Origin of the sequence: Streptomyces sp. HNM0574, from assembly GCF_012726235.1 — a bacterium.
Lineage (GTDB): Bacteria > Actinomycetota > Actinomycetes > Streptomycetales > Streptomycetaceae > Streptomyces.
In genome coordinates, this window is the sequence record NZ_JAASAH010000014.1 from 94,346 (window position 1) to 113,741 (window position 19,396).

Genomic DNA, 19,396 nt, shown 5'->3' on the forward strand with positions numbered 1-19,396 from the left:
GTGATCTTCAACCCACCGATCGCTTACGGTGCACGGAGCGTCCGGCCCGTGCGGAGAGCTTCTCCCCCGCCGGCGGACGTGAGCGACAGCCAGCGACGGACGAGCCGGGAAGGCAGCGGAGACGATGACTGAGCAGCGAGCGGTGATCTCGGGCGTGGGCGGCAAGCAGCCGAAGATCGACGAGGACGCGTACACCGCGCCGACCTCCGTGGTCGTGGGCGACGTCCGGCTCGGCCCGGGCGCCAGCATCTGGTACGGCGCGGTGCTGCGCGGCGACTGCGACAGCATCACGCTCGGCGCGCGCTCCAACATCCAGGACAACTGCACGGTGCACGCCGACCCGGGCTTCCCCGCCACCGTCGGCGAGAACGTCTCGGTCGGCCACAACGCCGTGCTGCACGGCTGCACCGTCGGCGACGACGTCCTGGTCGGCATGAGCGCGACGGTCCTCAACGGGGCGAGCATCGGCGAGGGTTCGCTGGTCGCGGCGCACGCGCTGGTGCCGCAGGGCATGCAGGTGCCGCCCGGCTCGCTGGTCGCCGGCGTCCCGGCCAAGGTGAAGCGCGAACTGACCGCCGAGGAGCGCGAGGGCGTCCGCGCCAACGCGGCCATGTACGAGGAACTGGCCCGCCTGCACCGCGACGAGTCCACCCCCGTCGACTGACGCCCCCGCCCATGCGAACGGCCGTGTGCCACCCGGACGTTCCGGGTGGCACACGGCCGTGAAGAACTCCCGCCCGCCGCCGCTCAGCCGGCGGACGTACGGACGGGCTCCCGCCCACCCGCCTCGGCGTCACCGGACTCCGCGTCACCGGACTCCGCGTCACCGGACTCCGCGTCACCGGACTCGGCGTCACCGGGCGCGGTTTCGCCGGCCTCCGGTTCGCCGGGGGCGTCCGTTCCGGCCGAGGCGCTCTCCGCCTCCGCCTTCTTCGCCCGGCGCTTGATCAGCAGCATCGAGCCCAGGCCCACGAGCAGCGCGAGGACGAGCCCGAGCCAGGAGAACCGCTTCAGCCACGCCTCGGCGACGATGCCCACGTAGTAGATGACGGCCGTGGTCCCGCCGGCCCAGAGGATGCCGCCGAGCACGTTGGCGATCAGGAACTTCCAGTACGGCATCTTCAGCACCCCGGCCAGCGGCCCGGCGAAGATCCGCAGCAGCGCGACGAAGCGGCCGAAGAAGACCGCCCACATGCCCCACTTCTCGAACGACCGCTCCGCGGCGGCCACATGACCGGGACCGAAGTGGCGGGGGAACTTGCCGCCGAGCCAGTCGAGCAGCGGTTTGCCGCCCCTGCGGCCGATGGCGTACCCGATCGAGTCACCGATGATCGCGCCGGCCGTGGCACAGACGCCGAGCACCACGGGGTCGATCTCGCCGTGCTGCGAGGCCAGGAGCGCGGAGCTGACGAGGACGATCTCGCCGGGCAGCGGAATGCCGAGACTCTCCAGCCCGATGACCACCCCCACCAGGAGATAGACGCTCACGGCCGGCACGGATTCGAGCCACTCCTGGACGTGCAAGTTCACTTCCTCCCGTTGCTGGGCGCGCGCTGCGGCGGGCCGGTCAGGCGCCCGGTCCCTGCCTGCGGACGCGCATCCGGGCAGCCTACTCGACCGGACCCGGCCGCCCGTTCCGCGCGGGCGGCCGCCCCGGCCGGGAGGAGGTGGAGGGGATCAGCTGTTGGGGCGGAGGGTCCAGACGATGGTCATCTCGCCGGTGACGGCACCGTCCTCGCGCGCGATGGAGACGTGCACGGGGAACTCGGGGCGCTCGCCCGCGTCGAGCTCGGCCACCACCTCGGCCTTGGTCCTGCCGATCTCCGCGGTCGCGGTGACGGCACCCATGGCGAGCTTCTTGTAGCCGATCTCGGCGCGCACGGCGAGCGGCACGGCACGGGAGAGCTGGTCACCGAAGGCCGCCATGACGACGGCGCCGCTGGCGGACTCGGCGAGGGTGAACATGGCACCGGCGTGCGGCCCGCCGACGTGGTTGTGGAACGCGGACTGGTCGGGCATCGAGACGACGGCGCGTTCCGGGGTGGTCTCGGTGAACTCCAGGTTCAGGGTGCGGGTCATCGGCACGGAGGCCGTCATCATCTCGCCGATCGACGGCAGCGCTTCTGCGGACATGCCCCGGATGTTACCACCGAGTAATACAGCAGTCAGGGCCTCCGCGAGGATTTCTCACACCGCCCGCGCCGGGCCCCCGCCGCCCCGGCCCCGAGCGGGACGACGCGACGACGGCCACCGAATGGCCCCGCCCCACGACGGCTTTCCGCGCGGACTCGGGCCCCGGTCCCCGCACGGACAACGGTTCTTCCCGTACCCGGGAAACACGCGGCCGCCAGAAATGCCCGGCGAAAAACCACGGCGGCGCTACCTTCTTCCCATTCATCTCCCCTACGCCGAGGCAAAAGCGCGGCGGAACAGGCAGCAGCCGGAATCGGGGAGTTCAGCGAATATCTCCGCAGAGAGGAAGTCACATGCCCACGTCTTCCCACGTATTCAGACTCCGTGCCGTGTCCGCCGTCGCCTCCGGAGTGCTTGGCGCCTCGCTTCTCGGTGCCGGTCTCGCGCAGGCAGCGCCGTCCGACATCGTCCCCGGCCCGACCGGTGAGGAGGCCTCCGTCGCGGCGCACAAGCCGGTCGGCACGGTCGTCAGCCGCTCGGGGCTGAACGTCCGGGACCACCCCACCACGCACTCCAAGGTCGTGGGTTTCCTGAAGTACAAGCAGCGGGTCGGCCTGGCCTGCAAGACGAAGTCGCAGAACGTGGACGGCAACCGCATCTGGTACAAGCTGCGTTACCACAACCACAACTGGGTCGCCGCGCGCTACGTGAAGAACGACCGTCCCGTCCGGTGGTGCAAGGTCACCCGCGCCGAGCAGGAGGCCACGCAGAACGCGCAGCAGCAGGCCACCCCGGAATCGGTCGCGCCGAAGGGCTGAGCGCGCATCTGAGGAATCCCCGTAGCGAGGCACGGGAGTGAAAAGGGCGGAGCCCCGGAATTGTCCGGTGCTCCGCCCTTTCCGTGCGCGCGCACGGTCCGAACTCCCGGCGCGGGGGCGGGAGTCGGCGGGTGCCGCTCAGCCGATGGTGAAGGCGCCCTCCGGGGGCTCGGGCGAGGGGACGGCGTCGCCGTCCGCCACCGGGGACCTGCCCTGGACGAAGCGGTCCAGGCCGGCGCCGCGGACGACGCGGGCGGGGAAGACGTCGGAGGCGCTGCGGCGGGCGACCTCGTCGCAGGGCAGCGGCCGCCGCGAACCGGCGACGACGATGTTCCCGTAGCGGCGCCCCCGCAGCACCGAGGGCTCGGCGACCAGGCACAGCTCGGGGAAGACCGCGGCGAGCGTGGCGAGCTGGGAGCCGAGGAAGCCGAACGGGGCGGCGTCGGCGATGTTGAGCAGGTACAGGCCGTCCTCGCGCAGGGCGCGGGCCGCCGCGTGCGCGTACGGCAGCGTCGTCAGGTGCGCGGGGACGCGGGTGCCGCCGTAGACGTCGCCGATGACCACGTCACGGCTGCCGGGCTCGGCGGACTCCAGGGCTGCGCGGGCGTCGGCCGCCCGGACGTCGATGCCGGAGCCGGACGGGAGCGGCAGCACCTCGGTGACGAGGTCCAGCAGGGCGGCGTCCGCGTCGACGACGTGCTGCGCGGAGCCGGGGCGGGTCGCCGCCAGGTAGCGCGGCAGGGTCAGCGCGCCGCCGCCGAGGTGCAGGACGCTGAGCGGGGTGCCGGCGGGCGCGGTGGTGTCCAGGAAGTGCGCCACCCGGCGTGCGTACTCGAACTCCAGGTGGGTGGGGTCGTCGAGGTCGACGTACGACTGGGGCGAGCCGTCGAGGGTGAGCAGCCAGGCGTGGTCACGGTCGACGTCGGGCATGAGCTTGGCGGTGCCGTGGTCCACGGCACGGCTCACCGGTATCGGATCGTCCATCCGTCCATTGTGCGGGCCGTCGGGCCCGCCCCGGTCCGCGGGCCGTCGGTGGCCGGCGGAGGGCGGTGCGGTGACGTGGCAGCGCACGTGGGGTGAAGCGCGCCGGAAGGGGCCGCTGTGACCTCGGCGGGATTCGCCGGTCGGACAGTCACGTCGGTTACGCTCCCCCCGTGTCCGCCCCAGCTCCGCAGCCCGCCGGTCTCCCGGCCCGTTGTGCCCAGGTCCTGCTGTCGCCCTGGGCGCGGCTCGTGCTGCTGGTGGTGCTGCTCGGCGCGGCCGCGGTGTGCATGCTCGTCTACGAGCCGCAGGAGCTGCTGACCAGCGGCTTCCCCGGACACCTCTCCGGCGGCGAGGCCGTGGTGCTCTTCGGCGGCGCGTACGGGGTGTTCACGGCGGCGTTCGTGCCGCGTCCGGTGCTGAACATCGCCGCGGGCGCGGTGTTCGGGGCGCAGGCCGGGACGGCCTCGGCGCTGGCCGGGACGGTGCTGGGCGCCAGCCTCGCGATGGCGCTCGGGCGGCTGCTCGGGCAGGACGCGCTGCGTCCGCTGCTGCGGGCCCGCTGGCTGGCCCTCGCCGACCGGCAGTTGAGCCGGCACGGTTTCCGCTCCACGCTGGTACTCCGGCTGATGCCCGGGGTGCCGTTCGCCGCGTCCAACTACGCGGCGGGCGTCTCGCGCATCCGGTGGCCCGGGTTCCTGACGGCGACGACGCTCGGTTCGGTGCCGAACACCGCCGCCTACGTGGTGGCGGGCAGCAGCGCCCGCTCGCCCACGTCCCCGGTCTTCCTCGCCTCGTTCGGGTTCATCGCGCTGTCCGCGCTGGGCGGCGCGCTGATCGCCTGGCGCAAGCGCGCGCACCTGCGCGGCGCGGCCGCACGGGCCCAGCACGCGGCCGCCGCGGACGGCGAATCCCCTGCGTACGGGCCCGAGGCGGGGCTGGTTCCGGCGGCGGCCGCCGCGGTCGGCGGGGGCGAACCGGCGGACGGCCGGGACACACGCGAGGCGGCGGGCACCAAGGGGGCGTGCGCCACGGAGCCGTAGCATCTGACGGTCCCGCCCCGGATCGGTCCGAAGTGTGCCGCTCCGGTCCACCCGTTCACCACCACGAGGACGAGCAGACCCACTCCATGTCTTGGTTCGAATCGTTCATTCTCGGACTCGTCCAGGGTCTGACCGAGTTCCTCCCGATCTCCTCCAGCGCCCATCTGCGGCTGACGGCCGCGTTCGCCGGATGGCAGGACCCCGGCGCGGCGTTCACGGCCGTCACGCAGATCGGCACCGAGGCCGCGGTGCTGATCTTCTTCCGCAAGGACATCGCCCGGATCATCTCGGCCTGGTTCCGCTCCCTCACCGACAAGGAGTGGCGGCGCGACCACGACGCGCAGATGGGCTGGCTCGTCATCGTCGGCTCGATCCCGATCGGGGTCCTCGGGCTCACCTTCAAGGACCAGATCGAGGGCCCGTTCCGCGACCTGCGGCTGACCGCCACCACCCTGATCGCGCTCGGCATCGTGCTCGGCGTCGCGGACCGGATGGCGGCGCGGGACGCCAAGGGCGGCCGCCACCGCGTCCGGCGGCGGCGCAAGACCCTGGACGAACTCAGCGTCCGGGACGGCCTGTTGTACGGCTGCGCGCAGGCGCTCGCGCTGGTGCCGGGCGTCTCGCGTTCCGGCGCGACCATCAGCGGCGGGCTGTTCATGGGCTACACCCGCGAGGCCGCTGCCCGGTACTCCTTCCTGCTGGCGATCCCCGCCGTGCTGGCCTCGGGCCTGTTCGAGCTGAAGGACATCGGTGAGGGCCACGTCTCCTGGGGCCCCACCGTGTTCGCGACGGTGCTGGCCTTCGGTGTGGCGTACGCGGTGATCGCGTGGTTCATGAAGTTCATCTCGACCCGCAGCTTCATGCCGTTCGTGATCTACCGGGTGGTGCTCGGCATCGTCATCTTCGTGCTGATCGGCATGGGCGTGCTCACGCCGCACGCGGGCGAGGCCGTCGGCGGAGGCTGATCCTCCGCCGGTGGCCCCGGCCGGCGGTCACGTGAGGAAGCCGCCGCCCGCGGTGAGGCCGGCCACCCACATCACCGCGCCGGCGACGGCGCCGACGATCAGCGTCGTCCTGACGGCCCGGCGGGCCCCGGAGCCGCGCGGCCACAGGGCGAGCGAGCCGAGGGCCGCCGTCGTCAGGCCGAGGACGCCGATGCCGGCCGAACCGATGCCGTTCTGGGTGAGGTTGCCCCGGCCCTCGGGGTCGTCCCGCAGGACGTTCTCGACGTCGTGGCCCGAGCCGTACTCGGTGACGGTCGCGCGGACGGGGAAGGAGGCGCCGGGGCTCAGGGAGCGGGCGTCGTTCTTCTCCGTGAGCTCGATGTCCTCGACGACGACCGCGCCGCCCGCGGAGCGGAAGGTTCCGGTGCAGGTGGTGCTGGGGCCGCTGCGTGAACTCCCGGACCGTTCGCAGGATTCGAGGGTGAAGGTCCCGGCGGTGCCGTGGTCCATGACCTGCCGCAGTTCGAGGTACTTCGACTCGAACATCGACCAGCCGGCGAGCATCAGCAGCCCGCCGGCCACGAGCCCCGCGATCACCTTCCCGCGCCGCGAGGGCCCCGGCCCCCGCTCCTGTCCGCCCGTCGCCGGCCGCTCGGCCTGCGGTGCCTGTGCCGCTTCCTGCGATGCGCTCATGGCGCTCCCCCGTTTCCCCCGGTGTGCCGTGACTCCCGCGTCACCGGTTGCCGGTGCGCGGGGTGGATCTTAACGGCCGCCGCCGACAGCGGGACGCGGGGCCGTGGCCGTACGCGTCCGGCCGGTGGCGCTGCGCGGATACCGCCTGTCAGACGAGGACATCTCGTCCGTACCGGTGCATCGTTGAGCATATGAACCGGAATGCCGAATTCCGCACGAGCGCGGGGCCGGTCCTGCACGGTCGTCCGGGCCGTCCGTCATGAGCGGTCTCTGGACTGCGGTCCTGCTGGCCGTGGTGTCGTCCCTCTGCTACGCCTCGGCCGCGATCGTCCAGGAGCGGCTCGCCGCGACGACCCCGCCCAGCCGCTACCGGCTGCTGGCCTCGGGACGCTGGTGGGCCGCTGCCGCGCTCAACGGCACCGGCGCCCTGCTGCACGCCGCGGCGCTCGGCCTCGGCCCGCTGACGGTGGTGCAGCCGCTCGGGGTGCTCACCCTCGTCCTCGCGGCGCCGCTGGCGGCGATGCTGGTCAGGCGGCCCGTCGGCGGCACCGCCTGGCGCGGCATCGCCCTCGTCTCGGTCGGGCTGGCCGCGATCCTCTCCCTCACCGGCACCGCCACCTCCCGCCCGCTCGACGGGCGGGAGCAGCTGCTGCTCACGGCGGCGGGCGGCGGAGGGCTGGCGCTGCTGCTCGCCGTCGGGCTGCTCGCCCGGCGCGGCCCCGGCGCGGTGCGCACCGTGTCGCTGGCCGCTGCGGCGGGGGTCGCGTACGGGACCGCCTCGGTCTTCGTGAAGACCGTCGCCGACGGGTGGAGCGCGGCCTCGGCGGTGAGGTCGCTGCCCGTACTGCTGCTGATCGGGGCGCTGGCCCTGACCGGGCTCGCGGCCTCGCAGGCCGCGTACCGGGGCGGCGGCCTGGCCACGCCGCTGGCGACGGCGACCGTCGTCAACCCGGCCGTCGCGGCGGCCGCCGGCATCCTGCTGCTGGACGAGGGCTTCCGGTACGGCACCGCGGGCGGGCTCGGCGCCCTCGCGGGCGCGCTGGTCACGGCCTGGGGCCTGACCGTCCTCGCCACGGGAGGGGGACTCGGTACGGGTCAAGAGCCCGTCCCGGAGCGGGGGTTGGGTGCCGTGTCCGTGGTGCCGCGGGAGCGTCCGGTGCCGTGCGCCCGCGAGCACGGCGCGCGGCACCGGCCGCTCTCCCGCTGAAGCGGTACGTCCCCCACGCCGGAAAATCCGTCCCGCGCCCGGCGCGGACGCGGCAGAATCCCGGCCATGACCGGTGCCGCCCGTGCCCCCGAAGCCCCCGCCCCGCCCGACGCCTGGTCCGGCGGGGGCGTCCTGCTGCTGACCGGAATCCAGGCGGCGGGGAAGTCCACCGTCGCGCAGGCGCTGGCCGAGCGGCTGCCCCGGTCCGTGCACCTGCGGGGCGACACGTTCCGCCGGAGCATCGTCGGCGGGCGCGCGGCCATGACGCCGGACGCGGACGAGGAGGCGCACGCCCAGCTCCGGCTCCGGCACCGGCTGACGGCCCTGTGCGCGGACGAGTACGCGCGGGCCGGGTTCACCGTCGTCGCGCAGGACACCGTGCTGGGCCCGTACCTGGCGGAGACGGCCCGGCAGATCACCGCGCGGCCGCTCGCCGTCGTGGTGCTCGCGCCGGACCCGGCCGCCGTGGCGGAGCGGGAGGCGGGCCGGGCCAAGTCCGCCTACGGAGCCGACTGGTCGGTGGCCGGTCTGGACGCCGCCTTCCGCGAGCGGACGCCGCGCGGGACGGGGCTGTGGCTGGACACCACGGGCCAGAGCGTCGCGGAGACGGTGCGGGAGATCCTCACCCGCGCCTGGACCGAGGGCGCCGTGCCCTGACCGGGGCCGCCCCGACCGGCGCGCCAGGCGCGGCAGTTGGCCGCTCAGCCCGCGAGGGTCTTCTCCCAGGCGGACGTGGCGGCGTCCCGTACGGCCTCGGCGCCCGGCGCGTGGCCGAGAGCGCGCAGGCCGGCGGCGAGGGCCGCGAGCGAGGCGAGGACGACCTCGCGGTCGGCGGCCCGCCCGTAGTGGTTGACCCGGATCATGTCCTCGGCGAGCGCACCGGCCGCCGCCTGCACCGGGACGCCGGCGTCGGCGGCCAGCGCGGCGGCGACGACCTCCCGCGCGTCCAGGCCCTCGGGCGCGCGGAGGGTGGTCGCGGCGGGGGCGGCGTCCTCGTCGCGGGTCACGTACGGGGTGAGCGGCGCCAGTTCGCGGGCGCCGGCGCGGAGCGCGGCGGAGGCGGCGCGGTGCCGGTCGACGGTGGCGTCCAGGCCGTCGGCGCCGACCCGGTCGAGCGCCTGCTCCAGCGCGAGCATCTCCAGCTGCGCGGGCGCGTGCGGGAGGGCGGTGCGGCCGGCGTCGGTCCAGCGCTCCTTCCAGTCCAGCAGGGAGAGGTAGGAGCGGCGCGGGGCCTGCTTGTTCGCCGCGATGCGCGCCCAGGCGCGGTCGCTCACGGAGACGGCGGAGACGCCCGCGGGCCCGGCGAGCGCCTTCTGGCCGCCGATGACGCACAGGTCGACGCCCCACTCGTCGGTGAGCAACGGCTCCGCGCCGACCGAGGCGACGGCGTCCAGCATCAGCAGCGCGCCGTGCTCCCTGGTGACGGCGGCGATCTCGGGCACCGGGTTGGTGTTGCCGGTGGCTGCCTCCGCGTGCACGAGGCTGACCAGGTCGATCGCCGGGTTCTCGCGCAGCGCCTCGCGCACCTGCCCGGCCGTGGCGGCGGCGGTGAAGGGGGCGCTGACGGTGACGACGTGCGCCCCGCAGGAGCGCAGCCAGCCGCCGAAGGTCTCGCCGTACGGGCCCGTGACGATGTTCAGCGCGGTGCTGCCGGGGTGCGCCGCCGAGCGGAGCGCGGCCTCCAGCGGCAGCAGCGCCTCGCCCTGCATGACCACGACGTCGGCGCGCGTCCCCATGACGGCGGCGGCCTTGTCCTCGATGCGGGCGAAGTCCTGCGCGGTCAGCGGCGGCAGGTCCAGGGCGTTGAATGGCACGGTCACGGTGGCCCTTCCAGCTGCGGCGAGCCGCACTCTCACGGCTTCCTCTCCGGCCCGACTGTACGTGGCGGCCGACGGGCCCGAGGAGGCCGCCCTGGTGAGCGGCGCCGATGAGTTTCCCCGCCGGCGCGGGTCCTCACATCGGACGCCGCTCCGAGGGAGGACGACATGACCGGCGCACCCGAGACGATCGATCTGCGCCCGCAGGCCGCGCTCGTGGCCCGGCTCGCCGAGCTGGCCGAGGCGTGGCGGGCCCCGGAGGCGTGGCGCGGGGACACCCGCGCGGGCGGGGTCGAGCTGCCCGCGGCGGTGGCCGGGCAGGTCGCGGTGAACGAACTGGTGCTGCACGGCTGGGACCTGGCCCGCGCCACGGGCCGCCCGTACGCGCCGGACCCCGCCGCTCTGGACGTCGCGCACGCGCTGGTGAGCGGGACGCCGGACGGGCCGGAGCGGGAGGGCATGTTCGGGCCGAGCCTGCCCGTGCCGCCGGACGCCCCGCTGCTGGACCGGGTGGCCGCGCTCAGCGGCCGCGACCCCGGCTGGTCGCCGCCGGGCTGAGGGCGGGCGCGGCCCGCCGGGGGCGCGGGCGGGGTGCGTGCGCGCGGGCGCGGGGGCCGGGTGCGGCGCTGTACGCTGCGGGATTGTTCGGCGTACGGCCGGTCGCACACCGGCTGACGAAAGGTCACCCCAGCCATGCCCCAGCACCCCTCGGCCTTCGACGAGTTGGACCGGAGGATCGTCGCGGCGCTCACCGCGAACGCCAGGACCAGCTTCGCGGAGATCGGTACGGCGGTCGGCCTCTCGGCCACCGCGGTCAAGCGCCGGGTGGACCGGCTGCGGGAGACGGGAGTGATCACGGGGTTCACGGCCACCGTCCGGCCCGCCGCACTGGGCTGGCGCACCGAGGCGTACATCGAGGTGTACTGCGACAGCGCGGCGCCGCCCCGGCGGCTGGCCGAGGTCGTGCGGGACTACCCGGAGATCACCGCCGCGATGACGGTCTCGGGCCCGGCCGACGCGCTGCTGCACGTCCGCGCCACCGACGTGGGGCACTTCGAGGAGGTGCTGGAGCGGATCAGGGCGGAGCCCTTCATCCGCAAGACCATCAGCTACATGGTCCTCTCCCACCTGCTGCCGGACAGCCCCGAGGCGGGAGCCGTCGGCCAGGCCCCGCGCACGGTGACCGACCCGGCCGGGACCGGTCCGGACCCGGGTACGGTGACCGGCCCCGTGGACGGCGCACGACCTTTGCGGTGAACTGCCGCCGCACGCAGCATTCCTGCGCCAACACGCAGTAATCGGATCTTGTTCAGCCGATCCGCCGCTTCCTACCGTTGAAGGCACCGCCGGTCGCCCCGACCGGGCGGTCCCCGCCGGACCGTCCCCGCACGGCCCCGGCCCCCGCCGGACACGGAGGAACGCCGCTGTGCCCCCGACGCGTACCCAGCGCCCCAGGCGCTATCTGCTCTGCCCGCCCCGGTACTTCGCCGTCGAGTACTCGATCAACCCGTGGATGCGCGAGGACGCTCCCGTCGACACCGCGCTCGCCCAGCGGCAGTGGGAGGCGCTGACCGAGGCGTACCGCGCGCACGGCCACGCGCTGGAGTTCGCCGAACCCGTGCCGGGCCTGCCCGACATGGTCTTCGCGGCCAACGGGGCGGTGGTCGTCGACGGCCGCGTCCTCGGCTCCCGCTTCCACGCCGAGCAGCGCCGCCCGGAGGCCGCGGCCTACCAGTCGTGGTTCAAGGCGGCCGGTTTCGGCGTCCATGTTCCGGAGTCGGTCTGCGAGGGCGAGGGCGATCTCGTACCGGCGGGCCGGTTCCTGCTCGCGGGTACGGGCTTCCGCACGACGCGGGCCGCGCACCGGGAGGCGCAGGAGTACCTCGGCGTGCCCGTGATCGGCCTCCAGCTGACCGATCCGTACTTCTACCACCTCGACACCGCGCTGTTCACCCTCGACGAGGAGAACATCGCCTACCACCCGCCCGCTTTCTCGCCCGGGAGCCGTGAGGTGCTGCGCCGCCTCTTCCCGGACGCGGTGACCGCGACCCGTCAGGACGCCCTGGCCTTCGGCCTCAACTCGGTGTCCGACGGGCGGCACGTGTTCGTCGCGCCCGGCGCCCGGGACCTGATCGCCGCCCTCACCGACCGCGGATACGTCCCCGTTCCCGTCGACCTGTCGGAGTTCCACAAGGCCGGCGGCGGGATCAAGTGCTGCACTCAGGAGATCCGTTCATGAACGCACCCACCGGTACCCACAGCGCTCCCGCCTCCTCCCCCGCCCCGTCCGCCTCCCGCTCCTCGCAGGCGCTGATCCGCGCCGAGGAGCCGGTGCTCGCGCACAACTACCACCCGCTGCCGGTGGTCGTGGCCCGCGCCGAGGGGGTGTGGCTGGAGGACGTCGAGGGGCGCCGCTACATCGACATGCTCGCGGGCTACTCGGCACTCAACTTCGGCCACCGGCACCCGGTGCTCACCGAGGCCGCGCACCGCCAGCTGGACGCGCTGACGCTGACCTCCCGCGCCTTCCACAACGACCGGCTGGCCGGCTTCGCCGAGCGCCTGGCCGCGCTCACCGGGCAGGACATGGTGCTGCCGATGAACACCGGCGCCGAGGCCGTCGAGAGCGCGGTGAAGCTGGCCCGCAAGTGGGCGTACGACGTGAAGGGCGTCCCGCGCGACCGGGCCACGATCGTCGTCGCCGACGGCAACTTCCACGGCCGGACGACGACCATCGTCAGCTTCTCCGGAGACCCCGAGGCCCGGGAGGGCTTCGGCCCGTTCACGCCCGGCTTCCGCAGCGTCCCGTACAACGACCTGGCGGCGCTGGAGGCCGCGATCGACGAGACCACCGCGGCGGTCCTGATCGAGCCGATCCAGGGCGAGGCCGGGGTGCTCATCCCGGACGAGGGCTACCTGACCGGCGTACGGGAGCTGACCCGGCGCGCGAACTGTCTGTTCCTCGCCGACGAGATCCAGTCGGGCCTGGGCCGCACGGGCCGCACCCTCGCCTGCGACCACGAGTCCGTACGGCCCGACCTGGTGGTCCTGGCCAAGGCGCTCGGCGGCGGCATCGTGCCCGTCTCCGCCGTGGTCGGGCGGCGCGAGGTGCTCGGGGTGCTGCACCCGGGCGAGCACGGTTCGACCTTCGGCGGGAACCCGCTGGCTGCGGCCGTGGGCACGGCCGTGCTGGGGCTGCTGGAGACCGGCGAGTTCCAGCGCCGCGCCGCCGAGCTGGGCGAGGTGCTGCGGGAGGGGCTGACCGGGCTGGTCGGCGAGGGCGTGACGGCGTTCCGCTCGCGGGGGCTGTGGGCCGGCGTGGACGTCGACCCGTCGCTCGGCACCGGGCGGGAGATCAGCGAGCGGCTGATGCGGGAGGGCGTCCTGGTCAAGGACACCCACGGCTCGACGATCCGGCTCGCCCCGCCGCTGACCATCACCCGCGAGGAGCTGGAGATCTCGCTCGCCGCGCTCCGTAAGGTCCTCGGCTAGGCCCGCGCGCAGGGGGGCGCCCCGAACAGCAGTGCCCCGTTTCGGCGCCCCGGTCCGGCTCCCTCGCGAGCGGGACCGGGGCGCCGCTTTCGTGGGGCACGGCGCGGTGGGCGTGCGTACGATGTGGCCAGTCCCGCCACCAGGCGGCACGCGCCGACCCGCGGCACGCGAGTGGACACATCTCGGAGTGGCTTATGCCCCGGCGCCGTCCGGACCAGCCCGCGAGCACCGACGACCTGCTGAGCCGGCTCGGACGGCTCACCTCACAGGCCAGGCAGGGTGTGGAGCTCCAGCGGGCCCGGGTCGAGCTGGCCGAGGTGCTCCAGCGGGAGATGCTCCCCGGGAAGCTGCCCGAACTGCCGGGCCTGCGGGTCGCCGCGCGGTACACCCCGGCACGGGACGGGCTGGACATCGGGGGCGACTGGTACGACTGCTTCGCGCTGCCCGACGGCTCCCTCGGGTTCACCATCGGTGACGTGCAGGGGCACGACGTCGAGGCCGCCGCGTTCATGGGACAGATCCGGATCGGGCTGCGCGCCGTCGCCTCGACCGCGCCGGACGCCGACCCGGGCGAGGTCCTCGGCCGGGCCAACGACCTGCTCCAGTCCGGCGCCGACGACCTCTTCGCGACGTGCAGCTTCTACCGCTTCGACCCCGTCAGACGGGTGCTGGAGAGCGCGCGGGCCGGGCACATAGCCACCGTCTGGGCCACCGTCGACGGCCGGTACGGCACCGACGAGGACGAGGGCGGGCTGCCGCTCGGCATCCAGCCCGGCGAGACGTACCCGGTGACGCGGCGTGAACTGACCACCCCGGGCGCGGTGGTGCTGCTGACCGACGGGGTGGTCGAGGGGCCCTCGTTCCCGCTGGAGGAGGGCATCGAGCGGGTGGCGCGGGTCGTCGCCTCGCTGCCCGGCGGCGACCCGGACGAGCTGGCCTCGGAGGTGATGACGGTGGCCGAGCACACGGGGCACTCCGACGACGCCGCCGTCCTGGTCCTCCGCCACGACCTCGGGCCCCGCGAGGGCCCGCACCCCGCGGGCGCGTGAGGCCGGGGCGGCGCGGCGCGCGTGTCACGGGTGGGTGAAGGGCCGGTGAACGGGTCTGATAGCTGCTGTGCTGCGCTCCGTTGATTACCGACGTCAGGCCATGGCCCTGCTCCGCGTGCTCGCGGTGGCCGCGGGCTACTACGCGGCGGGCCGGATCGGCCTGCTCCGCCAGGTGGCGGTCGAGGGGGCGGTGGTCACGCCGCTGTGGCCGGCCACCGGGGTCGCGCTGGCGTGCCTGCTGTGGATGGGCACCCGGATCTGGCCGGGCATCGCGCTCGGCGCCCTGGGCGTCATCGCGACGATCGCCTCGGTCGACCTGAACTCCGTCTTCCTCCTGATGGGCAACACCCTGGCCCCGGTGTGCTCGTACCTGATGCTCCAGTACGCGGGCTTCCGCACCGCGCTGGACCGGGTGCGGGACGGGGTGGCGCTGGTCTTCCTCGGCGCGCTCGGCGGGATGCTGATCAGCGCCACGGTCGCGACCTGCCTGCTGGTGCTGGACGCCAAGCTCCCGCTGGAGTCGTTCGGCCCGGTGTGGACGGCGTGGTGGGTGGGCGACGCGATGGGCGTGCTGGTGTTCACGCCGCTGCTGCTGGTGCTGCGCCGCATCCGGCTGCCGCGTACCGCCCGGAGGTGGGCGGAGGCGGTGGCGCTGGTGGTCGTCGCGGTGCCGCTGACGCTGGTGGCGACGCGGAGTTCCCTCGGGCTGCTCTTCCTCGTCTTCCCGCTGCTGATCTGGGCGGCTCTGCGGTTCCAGCTCGCCGGGAGCGCGCCGTGCGCGCTGCTGGTCTCGGGCGCGGGCGTGTGGGCGGCGACGGACCACGCGGGGCCGTTCTCCGGGCTGAGCCTGATGCAGGGGATGGTCACGCTGCAGGCGCTGAACGGGTCGGCCGCGCTGACGGCGCTGCTGCTGGCCGCCGTGGTCACCGAACAGGCCAACATGCGGGCCCGGATCGAGGACGCGTGCCAGGAACTGGCCGAGGTGGTCGAGCGCCTGGCCCCCGAGGAGAACCCGGACCGGTGGCGGGTACGCGGCCGCGGCGGCTCCGAGGGCTGACGGGCCGTCCCCGGCGCCCCGGAAAAGGGTTTGATGGACGTGCGGCCGGGCCGGACACTCTGCTCATGACGGAAACCGAAGCGCACCGTCCCGGGCCCGGCGGGCCCGTGCTGCGCCCGTTACGGCACCGCCCCTTCCGGTGGCTCGCCGTCGGGGGCACGCTGACCCGGCTGGCGAACGCGATGGCGCCGATCGCCCTGGCCTTCGCGGTGCTCGACCTGACCGGCTCCGCCGTGGACGTCGGCATCGTCGTGGGCGGGCGCTCGGTGGCGACGATCGCGCTGGTGCTGTTCGGCGGGCTGCTGGCGGACCGGCTGAGCAAGTCGCTGCTGCTGTGCGGTTCGAGCCTGGTCGCCGCGGGGGTGCAGGGCGCGGTCGCGGTGCTGCTGCTGACGGACAGCGCCTCGCTCGGGGTGCTGCTCTTCCTCAGCGTGGTCAACGGCGCGGTGGCGGCGGTCGCGATGCCCGCGTCGACGTCCCTGGTCCCGCAGACGGTCCCGAGGGACGAGCTGCGCCCGGCGAACGCGGTGACCCGGATGGGCATCAACACCGGGATGATCGTGGGCGCTTCGCTCGGCGGTCTGATCACCGCGGCGTTCAGCCCGGGCTGGGGCCTGGCGGGGAACGCCCTGGTGTTCGGGCTCGCGGCGCTGGCCTACCGGGGCGTGCGGGTGGCGGCGCAGCCGCGTGGCGCCGGGGTTCCGGGCGGGGAGGACGGCGCGCGTCCCGGGCCGCTGCGGGAACTGCGGGACGGCTGGCGGGAGTTCACCTCGCGGACCTGGGTGTGGGTCGTCGTGGTGCAGTTCTTCGTGGTCAACGCGGTCACCGCGGGCGGCATCCAGGTGCTCGGGCCCGCGCTCGCCAACACCACGTACGGGCGCACCGCCTGGGGTTTCGTGCTGGCCACGCAGATGCTGGGCGCGCTCGTCGGCGGCTTCGTCGTCGGCCGCTCGCGCTCGCGGCACGCGCTGCGGATCGGGGTCGCCGTGGTCGCGCTGGACGCGCTGCCGCTGCTGGCGCTCGCCGAGTCGGCGCCGCTCGCGCTGCTGCTGGTGGCGATGTTCGTGAACGGGCTGGCGCTGGAGCAGTTCGGCGTCGCCTGGGATCTGTCGCTCCAGGAGAACGTCCCCGCCGACCGGCTGGCCCGGGTCTACTCGTACGACATGCTGGGCTCGATCCTGGCGCTGCCCGTCGGGGAGATGTCGGCCGGTCTGCTCGCCGAGCGCTTCGGCCACCGGGCCACGCTCCTCGGCGGCGTCTGCCTCGTCGTGGCGGCCACCGGCCTGGCCCTGTGCAGCCGCTCGGTGCGCGCCCTCACCACGAGCCCGGGCCACCCGGCGGACACGGGCCCGGCCGCCCCGCGGGACGTCCCGCCGGCGTCGCCTTCCGCCTAGCGGTCGCCGGCGGGAGGCGGGCTGCCGGTTTTGGTCCTACCACTGCTGGTGTGTGACATAGTTTCCCGCGAGTCCGGAGTGGTGAACGGGGCCAGCTCCGCCGAGTCAGGGAGTGGTGACGGATGCCTGTCGAGTGGCGGCCCGTGCGGCAGTCCCGCACGCACGAGCTGGTGCTGGAGAGCATCGAGGAGCGGGTTCTCGCGGGCGACTTGAAGGCCGGGGACCGGCTGCCGCCGGAGCGCGAGCTCGCCCCCGTCCTCGGCGTCAGCCGCTCGGCGCTCCGCGAGGCCCTGCGCGTACTGGAGACCATCGGCGTCCTCACGGCGCAGGCCGGCCGGGGCCCGGACGCGGGCGCGCGGATCACGCTCAACCCGGACGACGCGCTCGGCCGCCTGCTGCGCCTGCACTTCGCGCTCGGCAGCTACAGCCTGGAGGACGTGCTGGAGGCGCGGGTCACCCTGGAGCGCTCCAGCTTCCAGGCCGCCGCCGAGCACGCCTCGGCCGAGGACCTCGACGAGGCGGAGGAACTGGTCGCGCGGATGGCCGAACCGGACGTCTCCCCGGTCGAGTTCAACGATCTGGACACCCGGTTCCACGTCCGGATCGCCCGCGGCTCCGGCAACGAGCTGACGTCGACGCTCACTTCGGCCGTCCGCGAGTCCGTCCGCCCGCTGATCCTGCGCGCGCTGGAGGCGGCCGAGGACTGGCCGGCCACCGCCCGCGCGCTCAACGCCGAGCACAAGGAGCTGCTGCGGCTGCTGCGTTCGGGCAAGGGAGTGCGCGCGGCGGCGCTGGTCGAGAAGCACATCCGCGGGCTGCACGGCACCCTCGTCCCGGCGTCCGGGGACTGAGCCCCGCGCCCCGGTTCAGGGCAGCATCCAGGCGAGGACGGGCCTCGACTGGAGCAGGACCAGTACGCACAGCACGGCGAGCATCGCGAGGCTGTAGCCCGCGACGCGGCGCAGCAACAGGCCCTCGGAGCCCGGCTGTCCGACGGCCGTGGCCGCGATCGTCAGGTTCTGCGGGCTGACGAGCTTGCCGACGACGCCGCCCGAGGTGTTGGCGGCGACGAGCAGCGCGGGGTCGATGCCGGCGGCCTTGCCCGCGGTCTGCTGGAGCGTGGCGAACAGCGCGTTGGCGGAGGTGTCGGAGCCGGTGACGGCGGTGCCGAGCCAGCCGAGGGTCGGGGAGAGCAGCGCGAACAGGCCGCCCGTCCCGGCGAGCCAGACGCCGATGGCGACGGTCTGCCCGGACTGGTTCATCACGTACCCCAGCGCGAGCACGGTGGCGACGGTCGCGATCGACGTCCGCATTCGCACCACGGTGCCGGTGAAGGCGCGCAGCGCCGCGCGCGGGCCGAGCGGGAAGCGGCCGGCGTCGGCGGCCCGCGCGTACACGGCCGTCACGAGGAGCCCGGTGACCAGCAGCAGGGTGCCGGGGTTGCCGAGCACCTCCAGCGTGTAGACGGCGCTGTCCGCCGCCTCGCCGCCGCGCTCCAGCAGGTTGCCGTGCAGCCCGGGCCAGGGGAGTTCGACGTCGAGGACGCCGAGCGCGCGCGGCACGTCCACCGGGCCCCACTCCAGCTTGGCGAGTCCGAAGACGGCGACGACCAGGACGTAGGGCAGCACCGCGAGGGTGACCCGGCGGGGCGTGAGCGGGCCGTCCCCGGCGGCGTCCGGGGTGCGCCGGTCCTCGGGGGTGCGCGGCGTCCAGACGCGGAGGGTGAGCACGGCGGCGGCGAAGCCGGCCAGCGCGGCGACGACGTCGGTGAGTTCGTACGCGAAGTGGGAGGAGCACCAGTACTGGGCGAGCGCGAAGGCGGCCCCGGTGACCAGCGCGACGGGCCAGAGCTGGCGCAGCCCGCGCCGCCCGTCGACGATGACGAGCAGCAGCAGCGGCACGAACAGCGCGAGCAGCGGGCTCTGGCGGCCGATGACGGCGGCGATGTGCTCGGCGGGGATGCCGGTGAGGTTGCCCGCCGTGGTGACGGGGATGGCCATGGCGCCGAAGGCGACGGGCGCGGTGTTGGCGACGAGGACGGTGACGGCGGCCTTCACCGGGGGCAGCCCGAGCGCCAGCAGCATCGCGGCGGTGATGGCGACGGGGGCGCCGAACCCGGCGAGGGCCTCCAGGAGCCCGCCGAAGCAGAAGGCGACGAGCATCGCCTGCACCCGCAGGTCACCGCGGCCGACGGCGCCGAAGGCGCGGCGCAGGTCCTCGAACCGGCCGCTGACGACGCCCAGTTCGTAGAACCAGATCGCGGTGACGACGATCCACATCACCGGGAACAGCCCGAAGACCAGGCCCTGCGAGGCGGAGAGCAGCCCGAGTCCGACGGGCATGCCGTAGCCGAGGACGGCGACGAGCAGCGCGGCCGCGAGGGCACCGAGGGCGGACTGGAGGGCGCTGCGCCGGGCGGCCGTCAGCAGCGCGAAGAAGACCGCGAGCGGGACGAGGCCGAGCAGGGCCGTGGCGACGAGGCTGTCGCCGACGGCGCTCACGTCCGGGGTGTAGGCCGCGAGGACGGCCGGGGGTGCGGTGGCGGCCACAGGGGTGCTCCTCGTCGAGTGGCGCGCACGACGGCGCCCCCGGGACTGGACGGCTCCGGGGGTGTCGGCGCGGTGTGGCGGGCGAACGAGGACTCAGTAGCGCACCGAGCGATGTCGCATGTCAATAAGGTCCGACCAAACTTTTTCACCGGAGACCGGGAGCCACCCTGCCTGCCCCGGCCTGCCGGGAAGGCGGTGGATCCCTTTGTTCACGGGCTT

At 74.4% G+C, this 19,396-nt stretch carries 19 protein-coding genes and 1 pseudogene; 14 read left to right on the forward strand and 6 right to left on the reverse strand.

Annotated elements, in window-relative coordinates; translation table 11 throughout:
* The first annotated feature begins 124 nt into the window (after positions 1 to 124).
* Complete coding sequence (locus HCC30_RS21950; RefSeq protein WP_169444357.1) at positions 125 to 664, forward strand: gamma carbonic anhydrase family protein; 540 nt, start codon at positions 125 to 127, stop codon at positions 662 to 664.
* 83 nt (positions 665 to 747) lie between these two features.
* Here HCC30_RS21950 and HCC30_RS21955 read toward each other — a convergent pair whose 3' ends face one another.
* Positions 748 to 1,524: a DedA family protein gene (locus tag HCC30_RS21955; RefSeq protein ID WP_169444358.1), complete on the reverse strand. Its 777-nt coding sequence runs from the start codon at positions 1,522 to 1,524 to the stop codon at positions 748 to 750.
* A 153-nt stretch (positions 1,525 to 1,677) separates the two neighbouring features.
* Positions 1,678 to 2,133, reverse strand: coding sequence for a DUF4442 domain-containing protein (locus HCC30_RS21960; protein WP_169444359.1), 456 nt, complete (start codon positions 2,131 to 2,133; stop codon positions 1,678 to 1,680).
* A 389-nt stretch (positions 2,134 to 2,522) separates the two neighbouring features.
* Here HCC30_RS21960 and HCC30_RS21965 point away from each other — a divergent pair, with 389 nt between their 5' ends.
* Positions 2,523 to 2,951, forward strand: coding sequence for an SH3 domain-containing protein (locus HCC30_RS21965; protein ID WP_346776750.1), 429 nt, complete (start codon positions 2,523 to 2,525; stop codon positions 2,949 to 2,951).
* 138 nt (positions 2,952 to 3,089) lie between these two features.
* Here the strand turns inward: HCC30_RS21965 and HCC30_RS21970 are convergent, their stop codons facing one another.
* Complete coding sequence (locus HCC30_RS21970; protein ID WP_169444361.1) at positions 3,090 to 3,935, reverse strand: fused MFS/spermidine synthase; 846 nt, start codon at positions 3,933 to 3,935, stop codon at positions 3,090 to 3,092.
* Positions 3,936 to 4,105: 170 nt separating this feature from the next.
* Here HCC30_RS21970 and HCC30_RS21975 point away from each other — a divergent pair, with 170 nt between their 5' ends.
* Positions 4,106 to 4,975, forward strand: coding sequence for a TVP38/TMEM64 family protein (locus tag HCC30_RS21975; protein ID WP_169444362.1), 870 nt, complete (start codon positions 4,106 to 4,108; stop codon positions 4,973 to 4,975).
* Positions 4,976 to 5,061: 86 nt separating this feature from the next.
* Positions 5,062 to 5,940 (forward strand): undecaprenyl-diphosphate phosphatase, encoded by an 879-nt coding sequence (locus HCC30_RS21980; RefSeq protein WP_169444363.1) that lies wholly within the window; start codon positions 5,062 to 5,064, stop codon positions 5,938 to 5,940.
* Between the two features lie 27 nt (positions 5,941 to 5,967).
* Here HCC30_RS21980 and HCC30_RS21985 read toward each other — a convergent pair whose 3' ends face one another.
* Positions 5,968 to 6,612 (reverse strand): hypothetical protein, encoded by a 645-nt coding sequence (locus HCC30_RS21985; protein ID WP_169444364.1) that lies wholly within the window; start codon positions 6,610 to 6,612, stop codon positions 5,968 to 5,970.
* Positions 6,613 to 6,871: 259 nt separating this feature from the next.
* Between HCC30_RS21985 and HCC30_RS21990 the strand changes: the two genes are divergently transcribed.
* Both HCC30_RS21990 and HCC30_RS21995 read left to right on the forward strand, forming a co-directional pair.
* Positions 6,872 to 7,819: a DMT family transporter gene (locus tag HCC30_RS21990; protein WP_169444365.1), complete on the forward strand. Its 948-nt coding sequence runs from the start codon at positions 6,872 to 6,874 to the stop codon at positions 7,817 to 7,819.
* A gap of 66 nt (positions 7,820 to 7,885) precedes the next feature.
* A complete protein-coding gene (locus HCC30_RS21995) occupies positions 7,886 to 8,476 on the forward strand; it encodes an AAA family ATPase (protein ID WP_169444366.1) in 591 nt (196 codons plus the stop codon).
* Positions 8,477 to 8,520: 44 nt separating this feature from the next.
* Here HCC30_RS21995 and HCC30_RS22000 read toward each other — a convergent pair whose 3' ends face one another.
* A complete protein-coding gene (locus HCC30_RS22000; protein ID WP_169444367.1) occupies positions 8,521 to 9,639 on the reverse strand; it encodes an aminotransferase class V-fold PLP-dependent enzyme in 1,119 nt (372 codons plus the stop codon).
* 141 nt (positions 9,640 to 9,780) lie between these two features.
* Between HCC30_RS22000 and HCC30_RS22005 the strand changes: the two are divergent.
* The 8 genes and pseudogenes from HCC30_RS22005 to HCC30_RS22040 all read left to right on the forward strand — a co-directional run.
* A pseudogene (locus HCC30_RS22005) lies at positions 9,781 to 10,194 on the forward strand (TIGR03086 family metal-binding protein); the annotation flags it as partial.
* Positions 10,195 to 10,329: 135 nt separating this feature from the next.
* Positions 10,330 to 10,893: an Lrp/AsnC family transcriptional regulator gene (locus HCC30_RS22010; protein WP_169444369.1), complete on the forward strand. Its 564-nt coding sequence runs from the start codon at positions 10,330 to 10,332 to the stop codon at positions 10,891 to 10,893.
* 169 nt (positions 10,894 to 11,062) lie between these two features.
* The gene (gene ddaH / locus HCC30_RS22015) at positions 11,063 to 11,875 is read left to right on the forward strand and encodes a dimethylargininase (RefSeq protein ID WP_346776751.1); all 813 of its coding nucleotides are present in this window, start codon (positions 11,063 to 11,065) and stop codon (positions 11,873 to 11,875) included.
* Entirely contained in the window at positions 11,872 to 13,128 is a 1,257-nt protein-coding gene (gene rocD, locus HCC30_RS22020) for an ornithine--oxo-acid transaminase (RefSeq protein WP_169444370.1), read from the forward strand. The genes ddaH and rocD overlap by 4 nt, the downstream gene beginning before the upstream one ends.
* 194 nt (positions 13,129 to 13,322) lie before the next feature.
* Positions 13,323 to 14,177, forward strand: coding sequence for a PP2C family protein-serine/threonine phosphatase (locus tag HCC30_RS22025; protein WP_169444371.1), 855 nt, complete (start codon positions 13,323 to 13,325; stop codon positions 14,175 to 14,177).
* Between the two features lie 100 nt (positions 14,178 to 14,277).
* A complete protein-coding gene (locus HCC30_RS22030; protein WP_169444372.1) occupies positions 14,278 to 15,234 on the forward strand; it encodes an MASE1 domain-containing protein in 957 nt (318 codons plus the stop codon).
* A 65-nt stretch (positions 15,235 to 15,299) separates the two neighbouring features.
* On the forward strand, positions 15,300 to 16,628 hold the full coding sequence (locus HCC30_RS22035) for an MFS transporter (RefSeq protein WP_169444373.1): 1,329 nt from the start codon (positions 15,300 to 15,302) through the stop codon (positions 16,626 to 16,628).
* 122 nt (positions 16,629 to 16,750) lie between these two features.
* On the forward strand, positions 16,751 to 17,479 hold the full coding sequence (locus HCC30_RS22040) for an FCD domain-containing protein (RefSeq protein WP_169444374.1): 729 nt from the start codon (positions 16,751 to 16,753) through the stop codon (positions 17,477 to 17,479).
* 15 nt (positions 17,480 to 17,494) lie between these two features.
* Here HCC30_RS22040 and HCC30_RS22045 read toward each other — a convergent pair whose 3' ends face one another.
* Positions 17,495 to 19,177 (reverse strand): L-lactate permease, encoded by a 1,683-nt coding sequence (locus tag HCC30_RS22045; RefSeq protein WP_169444375.1) that lies wholly within the window; start codon positions 19,175 to 19,177, stop codon positions 17,495 to 17,497.
* Positions 19,178 to 19,396: the final 219 nt, after the last annotated feature.

Coding starts and splice junctions, on each gene's coding strand:
- HCC30_RS21950 (WP_169444357.1), top strand. CDS start 125: ATGACTGAGCAGCGAGCGGTGATCTCGGGCGTGGGCGGCAAGCAGCCG.
- HCC30_RS21960 (WP_169444359.1), bottom strand. CDS start 2,133: ATGTCCGCAGAAGCGCTGCCGTCGATCGGCGAGATGATGACGGCCTCC.
- HCC30_RS21970 (WP_169444361.1), bottom strand. CDS start 3,935: ATGGACGATCCGATACCGGTGAGCCGTGCCGTGGACCACGGCACCGCC.
- HCC30_RS21980 (WP_169444363.1), top strand. CDS start 5,062: ATGTCTTGGTTCGAATCGTTCATTCTCGGACTCGTCCAGGGTCTGACC.
- HCC30_RS21985 (WP_169444364.1), bottom strand. CDS start 6,612: ATGAGCGCATCGCAGGAAGCGGCACAGGCACCGCAGGCCGAGCGGCCG.
- HCC30_RS21990 (WP_169444365.1), top strand. CDS start 6,872: ATGAGCGGTCTCTGGACTGCGGTCCTGCTGGCCGTGGTGTCGTCCCTC.
- HCC30_RS21995 (WP_169444366.1), top strand. CDS start 7,886: ATGACCGGTGCCGCCCGTGCCCCCGAAGCCCCCGCCCCGCCCGACGCC.
- HCC30_RS22010 (WP_169444369.1), top strand. CDS start 10,330: ATGCCCCAGCACCCCTCGGCCTTCGACGAGTTGGACCGGAGGATCGTC.
- rocD (WP_169444370.1), top strand. CDS start 11,872: ATGAACGCACCCACCGGTACCCACAGCGCTCCCGCCTCCTCCCCCGCC.
- HCC30_RS22025 (WP_169444371.1), top strand. CDS start 13,323: ATGCCCCGGCGCCGTCCGGACCAGCCCGCGAGCACCGACGACCTGCTG.
- HCC30_RS22030 (WP_169444372.1), top strand. CDS start 14,278: ATGGCCCTGCTCCGCGTGCTCGCGGTGGCCGCGGGCTACTACGCGGCG.
- HCC30_RS22035 (WP_169444373.1), top strand. CDS start 15,300: ATGACGGAAACCGAAGCGCACCGTCCCGGGCCCGGCGGGCCCGTGCTG.
- HCC30_RS22040 (WP_169444374.1), top strand. CDS start 16,751: ATGCCTGTCGAGTGGCGGCCCGTGCGGCAGTCCCGCACGCACGAGCTG.